General features: G+C 42.6%; 9 protein-coding genes. 3 read left to right on the plus strand and 6 right to left on the minus strand.

All coding sequences use genetic code 11. From position 1 onward, the window contains the following. Window positions 1–15: 15 nt before the first annotated feature. From IGI71_RS10575 to IGI71_RS10585, 3 genes are all read right to left on the minus strand, one after another. On the minus strand, window positions 16–666 hold the full coding sequence (locus IGI71_RS10575; protein WP_231434806.1) for an adaptor protein MecA: 651 nt from the start codon (window positions 664–666) through the stop codon (window positions 16–18). 152 nt (window positions 667–818) lie between these two features. Continuing rightward, window positions 819–1217 (minus strand): transcriptional regulator SpxA, encoded by a 399-nt coding sequence (gene spxA / locus IGI71_RS10580; protein WP_003127030.1) that lies wholly within the window; start codon window positions 1215–1217, stop codon window positions 819–821. 709 nt (window positions 1218–1926) lie between these two features. Then, window positions 1927–3663: an ABC transporter ATP-binding protein gene (locus tag IGI71_RS10585; protein ID WP_142968251.1), complete on the minus strand. Its 1737-nt coding sequence runs from the start codon at window positions 3661–3663 to the stop codon at window positions 1927–1929. 244 nt (window positions 3664–3907) lie between these two features. On the opposite strand from IGI71_RS10585, the gene IGI71_RS10590 reads away from it, so the two are divergent. Beyond that, window positions 3908–4642 (plus strand): HAD family hydrolase, encoded by a 735-nt coding sequence (locus tag IGI71_RS10590; RefSeq protein ID WP_231434807.1) that lies wholly within the window; start codon window positions 3908–3910, stop codon window positions 4640–4642. A gap of 47 nt (window positions 4643–4689) precedes the next feature. On the opposite strand, the gene IGI71_RS10595 is transcribed toward IGI71_RS10590, so the two are convergent. Genes IGI71_RS10595 through IGI71_RS10605 form a run of 3 tightly spaced genes read right to left on the minus strand, consistent with a single transcriptional unit; the run spans window position 4690 to window position 12123 of the window. Further along, entirely contained in the window at window positions 4690–7854 is a 3165-nt protein-coding gene (locus IGI71_RS10595; RefSeq protein ID WP_430615683.1) for an SNF2 helicase associated domain-containing protein, read from the minus strand. Window positions 7855–7870: 16 nt separating this feature from the next. Further along, window positions 7871–10999, minus strand: coding sequence for an AAA family ATPase (locus IGI71_RS10600; RefSeq protein ID WP_231434809.1), 3129 nt, complete (start codon window positions 10997–10999; stop codon window positions 7871–7873). A gap of 2 nt (window positions 11000–11001) precedes the next feature. Further along, window positions 11002–12123: an exonuclease SbcCD subunit D gene (locus tag IGI71_RS10605; RefSeq protein WP_231434810.1), complete on the minus strand. Its 1122-nt coding sequence runs from the start codon at window positions 12121–12123 to the stop codon at window positions 11002–11004. A 254-nt stretch (window positions 12124–12377) separates the two neighbouring features. Between IGI71_RS10605 and anmK the strand changes: the two genes are divergently transcribed. Both anmK and IGI71_RS10615 read left to right on the plus strand, forming a co-directional pair. Continuing rightward, entirely contained in the window at window positions 12378–13538 is a 1161-nt protein-coding gene (gene anmK, locus IGI71_RS10610) for an anhydro-N-acetylmuramic acid kinase AnmK (RefSeq protein ID WP_231434811.1), read from the plus strand. 21 nt (window positions 13539–13559) lie between these two features. Further along, window positions 13560–14855, plus strand: a complete 1296-nt coding sequence (locus tag IGI71_RS10615; protein ID WP_231434812.1) for a PTS sugar transporter subunit IIC — start codon at window positions 13560–13562, stop codon at window positions 14853–14855. The last annotated feature ends 81 nt before the right edge of the window (window positions 14856–14936 follow it).

Below are 14936 nucleotides of genomic sequence, written 5' to 3' on the forward strand. Positions count from 1 at the left end.
AATGAATTTCATTCATTAATCATTTTTGAAGTAGAAACGAGTCAATTCAAGTGCATCGTTTTCCATGATCAACTGACCATATTCAGATAAAACCTCTGGCGTCACTGATGTCCGTTGGGCAAATTCCATCAAATAAGAAAGTGCGTTCTCCACTTCAATATCAGTAACCTCTACATCCATGAATCGAATTTCAATATAATAATGGTTACCCATTTGGTAAAGATTGGTTGCAACGGAATCCAAATATACTTCGGATGCCAATTGAATCATATCTTCGAATCGCAACAACTCGAATACAAAACGATTGCCGATGTCTTCTGCTTGCTCCGACTCTTGTAATTGAGCCGCCACATGCTTTTTCAACATGTCGGTAATGTCTTCATTCGCTTCATCATTCATCTCATCAAAATTTTCCATTCCTTCTGGTGGAAGATTTTTGCTAATAAACAATTCTAACCCATCGCCTTTAGGCAAGACTTGGAAAGTTACAGCTTCACTGCCCTTAAATTCTTCGTCAATATCAACTTCTTCAAGAATACTGTAAAAGAAGTTTTCAATTTCATTGTGATTTCCTAGAAGGTCAAGAAAAGTGATGCCTCTCGCAGCTAAGTCTTCACTTTTGATCAATACACGAATGGTGTTCTCATTGATATGTTCCATTTCCATATTAGCTACACCTCACTTTTGCTACTCACTATAGGTTCATTGTATCGAAACCTGATAAAAAGTAAAGAGAAAACGAATATCCTCTTAAGAAAAACATAAAAACTCAAAAAAAGACTCACTTTCAAAGAGAAAGCGAGTCGATGAAGTCAAATTTATAATCCTGCCATTAATTGCGCTTGTCTTAATTCCAGTTGGCGAACATCCCTAGGTAAGAACCGACGAATTTCATCTTCGTTGAACCCAACTTGCAATCGTTTTTCATCAATCATGATCGGACGACGCAATAATCCTGGGTTTTCTTGAACAAGTGTCAATAAATCTTTTAGGGGCAGGTCATCTAGATCCATATTCAACTTTTGGAATACTTTGGATCTGGTGGAAATAATTTCTTCTGTGCCATCTTCTGTCATTTGTAGAATTGCCTTAAGCTCAGAAATATTTAACGGTTCTGAAAAAATATTTCTTTCAACAAAAGGGATTTCGTGCTCTTGTAACCACGCACGAGCTTTGCGACAAGATGTGCAACTTGGGGAAGTGTATAGTGTCAACAACGTGCATCTCTCCTTTTTAATTTTCAATCAAGCAAGTCCTGTTCCCTCGCTTGATTTCAATTATACAGGTTTAACTAAAAAAAATCTAGTCTAAATCTCATATTTTTTAATAAAACTCGAAAGTTATATTAAAAGCGAAACCTTTAAGGCAAAAGGTTTCCTTCAAAAAGTTTATTTTTAAATGAGAAAACTCAAATTTTTTTTTAATATTACTCCTTTTATACAACAGTGTGTCAAAGGTGTATCAAAAAGATGTCAGAATATTAAAATATTCTTTTAACAGAAGGCAACGTTTTTTTATTTCCCTTCGACAATTACAGATGTAATCAAAAAATGAGAGAAAAACCAAGGCCATCGCTCAATCGTTTTCAAAAGAACTTTTTCACTATCCTTCCTTTGCCGAGAAACGATCGCGCTACAAGGAAAATGGATGTTATTTTTTTGTACGAGTAATCGCAACCACTCTCTTTCTTCTTGGTTTTATTGTATCACATTCCTTTTTAATCAGAAAACCATAGAAGCATTTCTGTCATAATCTGCTATAAAACAGCAGCAGAAATGAACATCTGCTTATAAATGAAAAGGGTTTCTCACAAAAAACTCAGTAAAAAACGATCAATCCAAGAAGCCAGCCAATTTGTTGCTTGGTCACTGACAAAGCATAATAGACTGTACTATTCTTGAACTGATCGTTTACTATGTCTTTCTTCTAAGCAAGTGCTGGGTCTCGGTCACGAGCGAATTGAGCATCATGCAATGCACGATAATGCCCTTTTCTCGCCATCAACTCTTCATGGGTTCCTTCTTCTAAGATCCCCTTCTCACTAACGACAATGATTCGTGTCGCATGTTTGATCGTTGCGAGGCGATGGGCAATGATCAAGGTTGTACGCCCATCTGCCAAAGAATTCAATGATTCTTGGATCACTTGTTCCGTTTCGGTATCTAACGCTGAAGTTGCTTCATCTAGAATCAAAATCGGCGGGTTTTTCAAGAACATCCGAGCAATCGCTACTCGCTGCTTTTGGCCACCGGATAATTTGACGCCTCGTTCACCGATGACCGTATCCAAGCCATCCGTCATTTGATCAATGACTTTTTCTAAGTGTGCCAATTTGACAGCCTTTAAAATCTCCTCTTCTGTTGCATCAAGTTTGCCATAAGCAATATTTTCTCGAATCGTTCCTGGGAAAAGAAAAACATCTTGTTGCACCGTACCAATCTGCTGACGTAAAGATGCCAAGGTCATCTCCTGAATATTGATGCCATCGATCGTAATGGCGCCTTCCGTGACTTCATAAAATCGCGGCAACAAGTTGCATAACGTTGTTTTCCCCGAACCACTTTGTCCAACGAAGGCGATCGTCTCACCCGCTTTGATCGACAAGTCGATGTGATTCAAGACTTTCGTCGCATCCGCATAGGAAAAAGAAACATCATGGTAGACGATGTCTCCCTTTAAGGAAGTTACTGCCCGTGCGCCTGGCTTGTCTTTGATCGTCGGTTCTTTATCCAACTCTTCGGTCAAGCGTTTGAAGCCAGCGATTCCTTTCGGATAGCTTTCGATCATCGTATTAACCTTCTCGATTGGTCTAACAAAGACATTTGACAATAAAATAAACCCTACGAACTGACCGTTCGTCAGTTCGCCACGAATCACGTAGTAGGCACCAAAGATCAGAGCAAACAAGTTGATCAACCGAATCAAGAAATAATTGTACGCTGAACTGATTGCCATTACCTTATAAAAAAGGATTTTAGACTGCCGATAAATCTCACTTAACCCGTCAAAACGTTTATGTTCAAACGTTTCATTGGCAAATGATTGTGTCACTCGAATGCCACTGACAGATGCTTCCACTCCGGCGTTGAACTCACCGAGATTATCATAGATCTGTGTGTTGACTTTGGTCATTTTCTTATTGAAAAAAACCAAGGCGATCGTAATCAAGGGAATCAACGCAAATGTTGCCACAGCTAATTGAACATGCATATTTAACATCAATAGGAATGAACCGACCAAAGTCATAATGGTAATAAAAACATCCTCTGGACCATGGTGAGCGACTTCAGAAATCTCAAAGAGATCCGTAGTCAATCGACTGATCAGCTTGCCAGTCTTTTGATTATCATAATATTCAAAAGATTGCGTTTGCAGATGTCGAAATAACTCTTGACGCATATCAGTTTCAATATTGACCCCAAGTTTATGACCATAAAAAACCACGATATATTGCAACACAGTATTGATCACATAAAACAAGAACAAGCCTAAGCATGCCAACAGTATTAGGCGAAAGTTGTTCTGAGGCATGATCTTATCGATTACTTGGTTGACGGCAACTGGAAAGGCTAGTTCCAATAAACCAGCAAATACCGCACAAGTAAAGTCGAGTATAAATAGTGACCGATACGGTCGATAATAACGAAAAAACCTTTTTAACACATTTCCCCCTCCTCAATAGCTTTCATTATAAGCAACTCTCAGTAGAAATGCAAAATGAGAAACATGTGAAAATGGGTAAAATTCACTATAATTTTGAAAACCTATGAAGACGCGGATTTCTAAAAACAGTAAATAAAACCTTTATTTTGCAGGGATTTTCCTCTTTTTTTTACAGAAATAATGGCTTATGATTGATTCGAAAACAAACTGAAAATTTTCACTAACTCTGAAAGGCGTGTCTTTTTTGATCACTAGTATTCTTTTTGATGTCGATGATACCTTATATGACCAGCAACAACCATTTCGTAATGCCGTAACCTCATGTTTCCCACAAATAGCCCACAAAGATTTAACTGCTCTTTACTTACGGTTTCGGGTGCACAGTGATGAGCAGTTTGGACGGGTATTGGCAAATGAATGGACGCTAGATCATTTTCGTTATTTTCGACTGACCCATTCATTAACGGATTTAGGGTACTTACCTATTACAATGGAAGAAAGCTGTAAATTTCAGCTGTGTTATGAACATGAACTAGATGCCATCACGCTGCATCCTGAAGTTGAGTCAACTTTGAACTATTTGTCCACATTGCCAGTCAAACTAGGAATTATTACCAATGGTCCCACTGACCACCAGCAAAAAAAATTGGATCAGTTGCAACTGACTCGATGGATCAAACCAGAGCATATGATCATTTCACAAGCAACTGGTTATCAAAAGCCCCAACTTGAAATTTTCCAATTGGCAGAAACCGACTTTGCTCTTGATCCAGAAACGACACTGTACGTTGGTGATAATTTTGATAATGACGTAGTGGGCTGTAAGAAAGCCGGTTGGCAAGCCTTGTGGTTCAATCATCGTCTCCGTCAGGCCCCTAATGGATTGGAAGAATTGCCAGATGTGTCGATCACCGCTTTTTCACAGCTGCAAGACAGTATTGACACACTGATGCAAGTACCTGCTTACATGTATAACTAAAAAAAGATGGACCTTCGCTCCTGCGGCAGGTCCATCTTTTTGATTGGCTAACTTTCTTCGCCGATACTCAATATCAAGCGAATATCTTCTTCTGTCATTTGTTGAAGCTGTGTTTCATTGCCTTGGATCACTTTTTGGAAAAGCTCACGTTTTTCTTGTTGCAACGCATCCATTCGTTCTTCAATGGTTCCTTCAGCAATCATTCGCCAGACTTCGACAACATTTTTTTGACCGATCCGATGGGCTCGTCCAGCGGCTTGTTCTTCCACCGCCGGGTTCCACCACAAATCGTATAAGATCACGGTGTCTGCGCCGGTCAGATTCAGTCCTGTTCCTCCTGCTTTTAACGAGATCAAGAAGACGTCCTTTTCTCCACTATTGAAGGCATCGACCATCGTCAAACGATCTTGCGGCGGTGTGCTGCCTCGCAAGTAAAAGGACTCAAACCCTTCTTGTGCTAGCTCTTCTTCAATGATCGAAAGCATGCTAGTAAACTGAGAAAATAGCAGCACACGACGTCCATTTTCTTTGGCTGCTAAGAGTAAATCTTTGACCTGTTCAAGTTTCCCAGAAGACCCTTCATAATCCTCCACGAATAATCGTGGGTCACAACAGATTTGCCGCAGTCGAGTCAAACCAGCTAAGATACTGATTCGATTTTTACGAAAAGACGTAGAATCCATTTGCGCGATTTCTTCCCGCATTTGCCGCGAGTACGCCAAATAGATTTTCTTTTGTTCTTCTGTTAAAACACTGTAATAATTTGTTTCCAATTTTTGCGGCAAATCATGCAGCACGGATTTTTTGTCTCTTCGCAAAATAAAGGGTTTGATCATTTTCGCAATTTCTTGCGTGGAAAGTTCTTTAAATTTTTGCTTGTTCGGGAAAAAGCCTGGCATGATCATTTGGAACAAGGACCACAATTCTTCTAAATTGTTCTCGATCGGTGTGCCACTGAGGGCGAACCGCTGTGGAACTTCCAAGGAGCGCAAGGCCTGTGCCGTTTTGGTCGCACTGTTTTTGACCATTTGCGCTTCATCTAAAATCAAACAAGTCAGATCTAATACTTGATAGGCATCAATGTCTTGCCGCAAACTTGCATAAGAAGTGATGCGGACGTCCGCTGGCTGCGCCATCTGCCCTTCGCGCTCTTCTTTCGTTCCGCTGATGACAGACGCGGAAATCGTCGGCGCAAACCGTTTGATTTCTTGCTGCCAATTGAATGTTAGACTGGCAGGTGCCACGATCAGCGCATTTAATTTTTGTTTCTCTTGTTTTTCTGAAAGTAAGTAGCTAATCGTCTGAACGGTCTTCCCTAACCCCATCTCATCGGCAAGGATACCGCCAAATTGATAGTGGCTCAACATTTTTAGCCAACGGAAGCCAACTTCTTGGTATTGGCGCAACTCAGCATGCAAGTTTTCTGGCAGCTGCGCCTCAAAGTTTTCTGGGTGGATCAAGTCTTCCGTCATTTGCTGAAAACCGGCGCTAAAGCTGGCTTGATCAGCAAACTGCTCTTGCAGGAGCAGCCCTTGATTCAAAGGAACTTGGATCGCCCCATCCTTCGCTTCTAGTGAAAGACGCAATTTTTTCAGGGCAGCACTTGCTTCTTGAAACTCTTCCGATTCCAATGAAAGGACTTGCCCATTTTCTGTGGTATAAAATTGTGCAGACTGTAACAGGCTGCGCAAGACCTCATTGATCTCTGACTCTTGAATGCCGCTGACATCAAACTTGATATCCAACCAAGAACCATTTTCTTCGATAACGATTTCTGGTCGATGGTGTTGGGCGTCAAGGTAAAGTTCCCGCAGCTTCTTGCCGATACGGACTTCACCTAATTGCCTTAAAACAGGGATCTCCCTTGTAAAAAAGGTATAAAGTTGTTCCCCCGCAGGTAAGCTTTTTTGCCAATTTTTAGTGCTCGCTTGATAGCCAAAGGTTTCAATAATCGCTTCAATTCGTGCTTCTTGTTGAAAATCACGTAAAATCTCGGGATGATTTTCTGGCATATAGTGATGTTTTTCATCACTTGAAAAAACGACTTCTCCATAAGTGAAGTCTACTTGTAAATCGACTTGTCCTTTGATTTTCCGTAACGAAAAGACAGCTTTCAATTCAGACTCTTCGATTTCATTTTGAACTTCAGGTGCTACTTGGACACGCCCGATTTTTCGCAAATAAGGCAATACTTTCATAAAAAGATTCGCTAGTTCTTCTTTCGGATAGTCGATGACTGGCTGTTCAAATCGTTTAAACAACTGTTGCATCGTGACATAGATTTCCTTTTGTTCGACAGTCAGTTCATAAAAGGTTCCATCCAGCAGACCCCAATTATAATAGCTAAGTAAATGGTCAAAATCTTTCACGAATTCCAGCGGAAAATGATCCTCCTGTTTTGTGACTGAAAACGACAAAGGTTCACCGATTTGAAAATCGGCTTCATTGACTTTTGTTTCACCAATGGTTATTTGCGTATAGACTTCGTTTAACTGTAACAACAATTCTTTGCCGAACTCAACTGGTAGCAGCAAATACTTTTTGTCAAGTTTACCACTGATCTGAATACCTGCTTGCCCGATTAACTGTTGCGTTTGCGCGATTCCTGCCAATCGATTCAACAAGGCTCGATTTTTCTCATCAAAGGCATCCGCAGATAGAAAGAAGGTCTGCTGCTTATTCGCTGCGTACTGCTTGTTTTCTTGGTACATCTGCAAAAATTTATAAATGTTTTTAACGACATAGGTCCGTGCGGTGCCACGATGGCCGACTTTGAGGGAAATCCCTAAGATATCCATTTCTTGATGGTAAGGATTGGTGGCGATGGTATCTATCCGAAATTCAACCTGTAAGGGTTGGCTCGTTTCTTTTTCGCTCCCTAAGCGGGCAAAGCCGTTGGAAAACATCTCTGAAGCAGAAAAGGCTTTTTTGATGGGGGTTTGCTCATTGATTTTTCGTGTTTTCCCTTGTTTGCGTAGATAAAGTTCGACTGCCACCGTGTGTTTGCAATAATGATGCTCTTCCCAGTACGGACATTGGCAATAATCTACCTCTTTGGCTGTAGCATCTAAGGTCACTAAATACAATTCTGTCCCCAATACTTCTGCGTGCCACACATTTTTTTCTTTGTCTGGTGTGACAGATAAGACGCGATCTTCGTTGACATACGTTCTGCCACGCTCAATTACTTTTTCTGGAATACTCCACTTCATAATAGCCCTCCTCTCCTTATTCTTTTATTCGGATCCGGCTTTGCCCGCTGCCGTTAGTTTCTACGAAAACTTGCTGCAGGATTCTTGCCCGCAGTTCTCGAACATGACTGATGATCCCAATCATGCGCCCTTCATTTTCGATCATTTCTAATGCTTCCATCGCCATTTCCAATGATTCTTCATCAAGCGATCCAAAGCCCTCATCAATAAAGAGGGCTTCGATCTCGATCCCACCAGCTCGTTGCTGGATCACATCCGCCAAAGAGATCGCCAACGCTAAGGCAGCAATAAAGCTTTCGCCGCCTGAAAGTGTATGAGCTCTTCTGACTTGTCCCGCATTATCGTCATATATGTCAATTTCTAAGCCTGTTGAGCTTCGATAGCTCCCGACTTTATCCGCTAATTCAAATTGATAGCGGCCACGAGTCAACCGAGCCAAGCGTTCATTGGCGACTTCTAAGATCTCTGTCAGAAATTGCTGCAGTACATACCGTTCCAAGCTGGTTTTTTTGACGTTTTCGCCGTTGATGGTTTCTGCCAACTGCTGAAGTTGGCCTAATTGGGCCAGTTCTTCGACATTTTGCTGATAAATGACCTGCAGCTCGTCAAACAACCGTTGATTGACGTTGACTTTCTCCTGTTTGCGAACTGTTTCTTGCTGTAGTTCCTCCATCACGGTCTGCAACTGAAGGTAGTCAGCTTCCAATTGGTTTAAATCTATCGCAGCTTGCTCTTTTAACTGTGCATCTAACAATGCTAGCCGTTGCTGAACAAACACCGTTTCTTGCTCATAGGTTTTGATTTCTTCTGAGAGAACGGTTGTTTGAGCGGCTTGGGCAATCAATTCCCGCATCGTTTCCTCCGTCATACCAGCTTCTTGGAGTCGCTGCGTCAGTCTTTGTTCTGCTTTTGTCTTAGCCGCTTGCTTTTCTTCAAAAAATTGCTGCAGATTTTTCAGCTTCTCTGAAAGAATCGCTTGCTGCTCGTTTAGCTGCGCTTCTTGTCGGGCATCAGCCTCAATTTGTTGCGTATATTCCCTCAGTAAACCATTGGTTTTTGTTAAATCTGCTTGTAATTGTTCATACGTTGCGCCTGCAAGTTGTTCCTGTAAAGAAGCCAATTTCCCCTCCGCAAGCTGACGCGCTTCTTGGGCTTTTTTCGCTTGCTCACTGACTTGCTGAAAGGACTCATTTAACGTTGCTAATTTCTCATTTACTGCCTGATGTTTCTTCTGTGCGTCTTCATAAGAAGCGGCTTTTTGTTGATTGAAAGATTGCCGTTTCTTTAGTTCCGCTACCGTCGTTTCCTCGGTAATCGCCTCTTGGTGTTCTAACGGCTGCAAGGTAGCAAATGCCTGTTGAACTGCAGTCCAAGCGAATTCCACTTGCTTCTGCGCAGCAACACTGGTGGCTTGCCATTCGCTGATTCGCAATGTGGCTTGCTCCTGCAGCGTTTGATTTGCCGATACTTGCTGCTGGATCTTCGTCAATTTTTCTTGTGTTTGCTCAAGTCTTTGTTCACTGGCAATGATGTCTTCGATGCGATAGGTCGTGTGCTCCTGTGTATTCGGATGATCCAATGATCCGCAAACCGGACAGGGTTCATTTTCTTCCAGTAATAGACGAAGCCGAGCAATTTGCATTCGAGCATTTTGACTGGTTTCTTGTTTTAACGTTTTTTGCAGCTCCAGCAAGGATGCTGCTAATTGCTGTTGTTCAAGAACTAACTCCGAATGAATTTGTTGCTGTTCCCCTGCTTTTTGCTCGGCTTCACGAAACTGCGCTTTTGCTTGCTGCCATTTTTCGACCAGAGCCTGCGTTTCTACCAATTTCACCGCTTCTGTTTGAAACCCTCGCAAGGTTTCGATTTCTTCTACCAGATGCTGCGCTTGCGCTTTGGCACTTGCTTGCGCTTGGTTTATCTTCGTTAATTCGGTGGTCTGTTGTTGTGCGGCTTTTTCAAGTTGCGCCACTTCTTCTTGCTGCGCTTGTGTACGCTGTGCTAGCGGGATCTGCTGCTGGATTCGTTGAACTTTTTGACTAGCAGCTTCCTGTTTTTTCTTGATGCCGTCAATCAACGCTCGTTGGTCTTGCCAGCTTACTTGTTGCTGCTGAATTTCTTGCAACTGCTGCTTTGTTTCGTTGATTTGCTGAGCAGCTTGCTGTGCTTCTTTCACTCGTTCTTCTTTTTGCTGCATGATTTCTTGATGTTCAAGCGCCCACACCAACTGGTTCAACTGTGCTTTTTTCTGAGCAATCTCGGTTTTTTTAGCATGCAGCTCTCGGGCTTTTTCTTGTAGACCTTGCCATTCGATCCGTGCATTTTCAATTTCTTTTGCACGGTAAAAAGCATCTTGCGCAGCTTTCATTTCTTGGATCGCTTGGTCTTTTTTGTGCAATAATTGCTGAAGCTGCGCTTGTTGTTTTTCTAAATCCTGCGCCCACAAAGTCAGACCTTCCGCAACCGTTAAAACCTCCTGCGCTTCTTCCCATTCAAAGCGCTCCATGATTTGTGAGGCGACCAGCTGCTGATGCTCAAGCTTTTTACTTTGTGCTTTGACTTGCTCTTTCAACCATTCATTAAATTGTTGATACATTTCCGTGCCAAATAAATTCCGTAAAACGCGTTCTTTCTCATTGCTGCTGGCAATCAAAAAATTACGAAATTCTCCTTGCGGCAACATCATGATTTGAAAAAACTGTTTGGCATCCAGCTGCAGCAGATCCTTGATAAACGCATCAACTTCTGTCCGTTTACTGATTTGCTTTTTCTCTTTGCCCTCGGCGTCAAAAATCGTCAACTGGACTTTTGCCGTTTGGTTGGTGACCCCGTCACCACGTTTTTTTGCTAACGTCTGTTCCGGTTTCCGTTGGATCTGGTAGGTAAAACGCTGATGTTCAAAAGTAAACGTGACGCTGGTCTCTTCGGTTGGTGAAGCAAACATCGAGCGCATTTCTTTTCCTGAGCGCAGATTCCCCGATGTTTCACCGAACAAGGCAAACGTCATGCCATCGAAAATCGTCGTTTTTCCTGCACCCGTTTTGCCGCTGATCAAAAACAAACCGCCAGCTTGCAGCTGACTAAAATCCAATTTTTCATCAATAAATGGACCAAAATTTTTCATTTGTAAAGACTTCGGTTGCATGACTATTCCCTCTTTTCCACGACAAATGCTTCATTTAATCCTTGTTCGATCCATTTGGTTTGTGCATCGAGCAATGAATCTCCCGTCATTTCTTGAAAAAAATGACTGATCAAGGTCTGCGGGTCGGTTTCTCGTGTGGTTAGCTGTCTTTTTTTCGTCTGTTCTCGTCCATTCAACCGTTCGACAGACAAAATAAATGGATAGATTTTTCGCAACTGATTCATCATATTTGGAATCACAGCACGATCCGTCAGCAGAAAATGCCAAAACGCCTCACGATTTAGATCACGGTAAAAAACCGGATCGATCAACTCCTCAAAGGAAGCCGTCAGTTGCTGGATATCCCTTTTTGGTGTGAGGGGAATAAATTCATTGGTGTCTTTTACAGTATCCACAAGATAGACCCCTTTTTGGTTCGTCCGTTCAGAAAGGGAAAATTTCAGCGGAGAGCCACTGTACCCGATTTTCGGATGTTTCAGGGCGGTATTGGCATGTAAATGCCCCAAAACGACTCGATCAAATGGCGCAAAAGCGGTGGTCGGTACGCTGTCCAATCCGCCAACTTGAATTTTTGTTTCTGAATCTGTTTGGCTAGAACCCGCCACAAAAAAATGGGTCACTAGCACTTGCTTTTTGGACGAGTCAAAGTGCTTGGTCATCTCCTCAATGACTCTTTGGACACTATCAGAAATCTTCATTAATGGTTCATCAAAAAACAAGCGCGCCTCGATCGGTTCAAAATAAGGCAGTAAAAAGAACTGTGTATCGTCAAACTCAACCGGGTGCAAACTTTGTTCGATGCTGGTGGACAGGTAAAAGCGTGTTTGTTGAAACCACTGACTACCGGTTTCTAGCCGCGTTGGGCTATCATGGTTTCCTGAGATAGCCAATAAAGGCAGTTCATTCGTTAGATTGATTTCTGCGATTTTTTCATTCAATAATTTGACTGCATCGACAGCGGGAACGGAACGATCATACAGATCACCTGCAATGACGATGGCAGCGACTTTTTCTTCTAAAGCGATCGCAATGATTTGATCGATAATTGCTCGCTGGTCCTCCAGCAAATCATAGCCATGTAGTTTTTTTCCGATGTGCCAATCAGCTGTATGTATAAAGCGCATTTCTTCACCTTCTTAAAAAATATCCTTCCAACCATTATACCACTTTCCCTGATCGTTAGACATCTCTCTGCCAGCGAAATTTCACTTACCACTCATTTTTGATAAAAAGAGCGAACACCTGACATCATTATGTTGAAATGTTTTTTCAATTATAAATTTATATCTTGAAATATAATTACACTTCATTTACAATGAGTGTGAAATCGAATTCAACAATCGCTTTCATCACTATTCTAAAAGAAAGGAGAAACGCTATGCTTGCAATAGGACTCATGTCAGGAACCAGTTTGGATGGGATCGACGCTGCTTTAGTAAAAATCAATGGCAGCGGCACCGAAACTGACGTAAAGCTGATGGAAATGATCACGCTGCCCATTGGTGAAGAATTGAAGGAGCGAATAAAAACCGCTTGTGATCCGGTGGAATCAAATGTTCCCCTCATCTGCCAATTAAATACTGAATTAGGGTATGAATTTTTGAAAGCGTGTCAAATCCTCTGCCAAAAAGCTGGTATTGAAGAAAAAAGCATTGATTTTGTTGCCAGCCACGGACAAACGATCTGGCACTCCCCCGATGCTGACCCAGCGAAAAACAGCACCTTGCAAATTGGCGAACCTTCAATTATCGCTTATGGCTTACAAACGAAAGTCGTCGCCGATTTTCGAGTGATGGATATGGCTGCTGGTGGTCAAGGCGCCCCTCTTGTTCCTTATACAGACTATCTGCTCTATCAATCAGACACCAAAAATCGTTTGCTGCAAAATATTGGCGGCATCGGCAATGTTACTGTACTACCAAAAAGTGGCAGCTTAAACGAGCTGTATGCCTTTGATACAGGTCCAGGAAACATGGTCATCGATGAATTAATGGTTCAGCTATTCGGTCAGCCTTATGATGCGTTTGGTGAAACAGCCCGTGCGGGAGCAATTATACCCACCTTGCAAAAGGAATTAAGAACTCATTTTTATTTGTCCCAGCAACCGCCGAAAAGCACCGGGCGTGAGCTTTTTGGAAAACATTTTGTGCAGCAGTTATTGACCAAGTATCCCGAAGCAGCCCCTGAAGACTTGGTGAGGACTTTAACCGATTTCACCGCTTTTTCCATCGCTGACAGTTACCAACGGTTCATTTTTCCTCAGTTGGGAACAAACGATCTGGAAGTGATTCTCTCGGGCGGTGGTGCCCACAATCATCTGCTGATTGAACTGATCCAAGGCTATTTACCAGAATCAGTAGCCGTTGGAACACAAGATGACATTGGCGGTTCCAACGATGCCAAAGAAGCGGTGGCTTTTGCCATCTTAGGAAATGAAACCCTTCACAGCCGTGTCAATAATGCCCCTGCAGCAACCGGGGCAGCCCAAGGCGTGATTTTAGGGAAAATCATTCCGAATCCATGGGAAGCAAAAATGTAAAACACCTTAGGAGGATAAACCATGTTAGATAAATTCACTCAATTCATCGAGCGCCATTTGGCAGGACCGATGGAAAAACTTGGCAGCCAGCGTCACTTGCGGGCGGTTCGTGACGGGATCGTTTCAACCTTGCCATTGATCATCGTCAGTTCGTTCTTTATGATTTTAGCCTTTCCACCGCTGCCTCAAAGTTGGGGCATCTATCAATTCTTGTCTAGCAATGCCTCAACGATCTTATTGCCTTATCGAATGACGATGTACATTATGAGCTTGTATGCGGCATTCGGGATCGGATACAGTCTTTCTCGCTCTTATAAGCTTGATGGTCTTTCTGGCGGGATCCTAGCTACGACCGCCTTCTTACTGACCTTCACCCCTGTCAATATCCCAGCAGAAGCCTTGGATGCTGCTGGAACGGTCGGCTTTGTCTTGCCAATGGCCAATTTAGGGAGTGCTGGTATGTTCGTGGCGATCATCACCTCGATTCTTGCCGTTGAAATCTATCGGTTAACGGACAAATCGAAATTTAAAATCACGATGCCAGAACAAGTCCCACCTGCAGTCGCTCGTTCTTTCGAAGCCTTGACCCCTACCTTAGTCATTATTTTAGGAATGGGTGCGATCACTTACTATATCGGCTTTGACTGGCACACGATCGTGGCAAAAGTCGTTGATCCTTTAGTCAGTGCCGCAGACACCTTGCCAAGTGTGCTTTTGATCACCTTCTTGACGACCTTCTTCTGGTCATTCGGGATCCATGGTGCTTCTATCGTTGGTTCACTGGCTCGTCCATTATGGTTGCAGTTATTGGAAGGAAATACGACTGCGCTTGCTTCAGGAGATATGATTCCCAATATCGCAGCCGAACCATTTTATCAATGGTTCATCTGGATCGGTGGGGCTGGTTCAACGATTGGTTTGGCTATCTTGTTAGCGTTTCGCACCAAATCGGAATTCGGTTCAAAACTAGGAAAAACAGCCTTGATTCCAGCTATTTTCAACATCAACGAACCACTGATTTTCGGTACACCGATCGTTTTGAACCCAATCTTGATCCCACCTTTCATCATTGCACCACTGATCAATGGCGTCATTGCGTGGGTCGCTACCTCAGCTGGTTTAGTCAATGCAGTTACGGTCAATGCCCCTTGGACATTGCCTGGACCAATTGGCGCTTTCTTAGCGACTGGCGGCGATTGGCGTGCGATCGTGCTGAATGTTCTTTTGATTCTTTTATCGATCCTGATCTATTACCCATTCGTAAAAATCTACGACAAAAACGAATTGGAAAAAGAAAATCAACCAGTCGCACAATAATGTGTAAATAAAGGTCGTACGAAGCACCCACCAAGACAAACAGAAGAAGCCTTCCTCACCAGCTTTTTCCAATGCCAAGAG

This window comes from Enterococcus sp. DIV1279b (genome assembly GCF_050531515.1).
In the GTDB taxonomy this organism is placed as follows: domain Bacteria; phylum Bacillota; class Bacilli; order Lactobacillales; family Enterococcaceae; genus Enterococcus_D; species Enterococcus_D casseliflavus.

Excerpts from the sequence above, each read along its gene's own strand:
- IGI71_RS10575 (WP_231434806.1), bottom strand. The coding sequence starts at position 666 with ATGGAAATGGAACATATCAATGAGAACACCATTCGTGTATTGATCAAA.
- IGI71_RS10605 (WP_231434810.1), bottom strand. The coding sequence starts at position 12,123 with ATGCGCTTTATACATACAGCTGATTGGCACATCGGAAAAAAACTACAT.
- IGI71_RS10600 (WP_231434809.1), bottom strand. The coding sequence starts at position 10,999 with ATGCAACCGAAGTCTTTACAAATGAAAAATTTTGGTCCATTTATTGAT.
- IGI71_RS10615 (WP_231434812.1), top strand. The coding sequence starts at position 13,560 with ATGTTAGATAAATTCACTCAATTCATCGAGCGCCATTTGGCAGGACCG.
- IGI71_RS10595 (WP_430615683.1), bottom strand. The coding sequence starts at position 7,854 with ATGAAGTGGAGTATTCCAGAAAAAGTAATTGAGCGTGGCAGAACGTAT.
- anmK (WP_231434811.1), top strand. The coding sequence starts at position 12,378 with ATGCTTGCAATAGGACTCATGTCAGGAACCAGTTTGGATGGGATCGAC.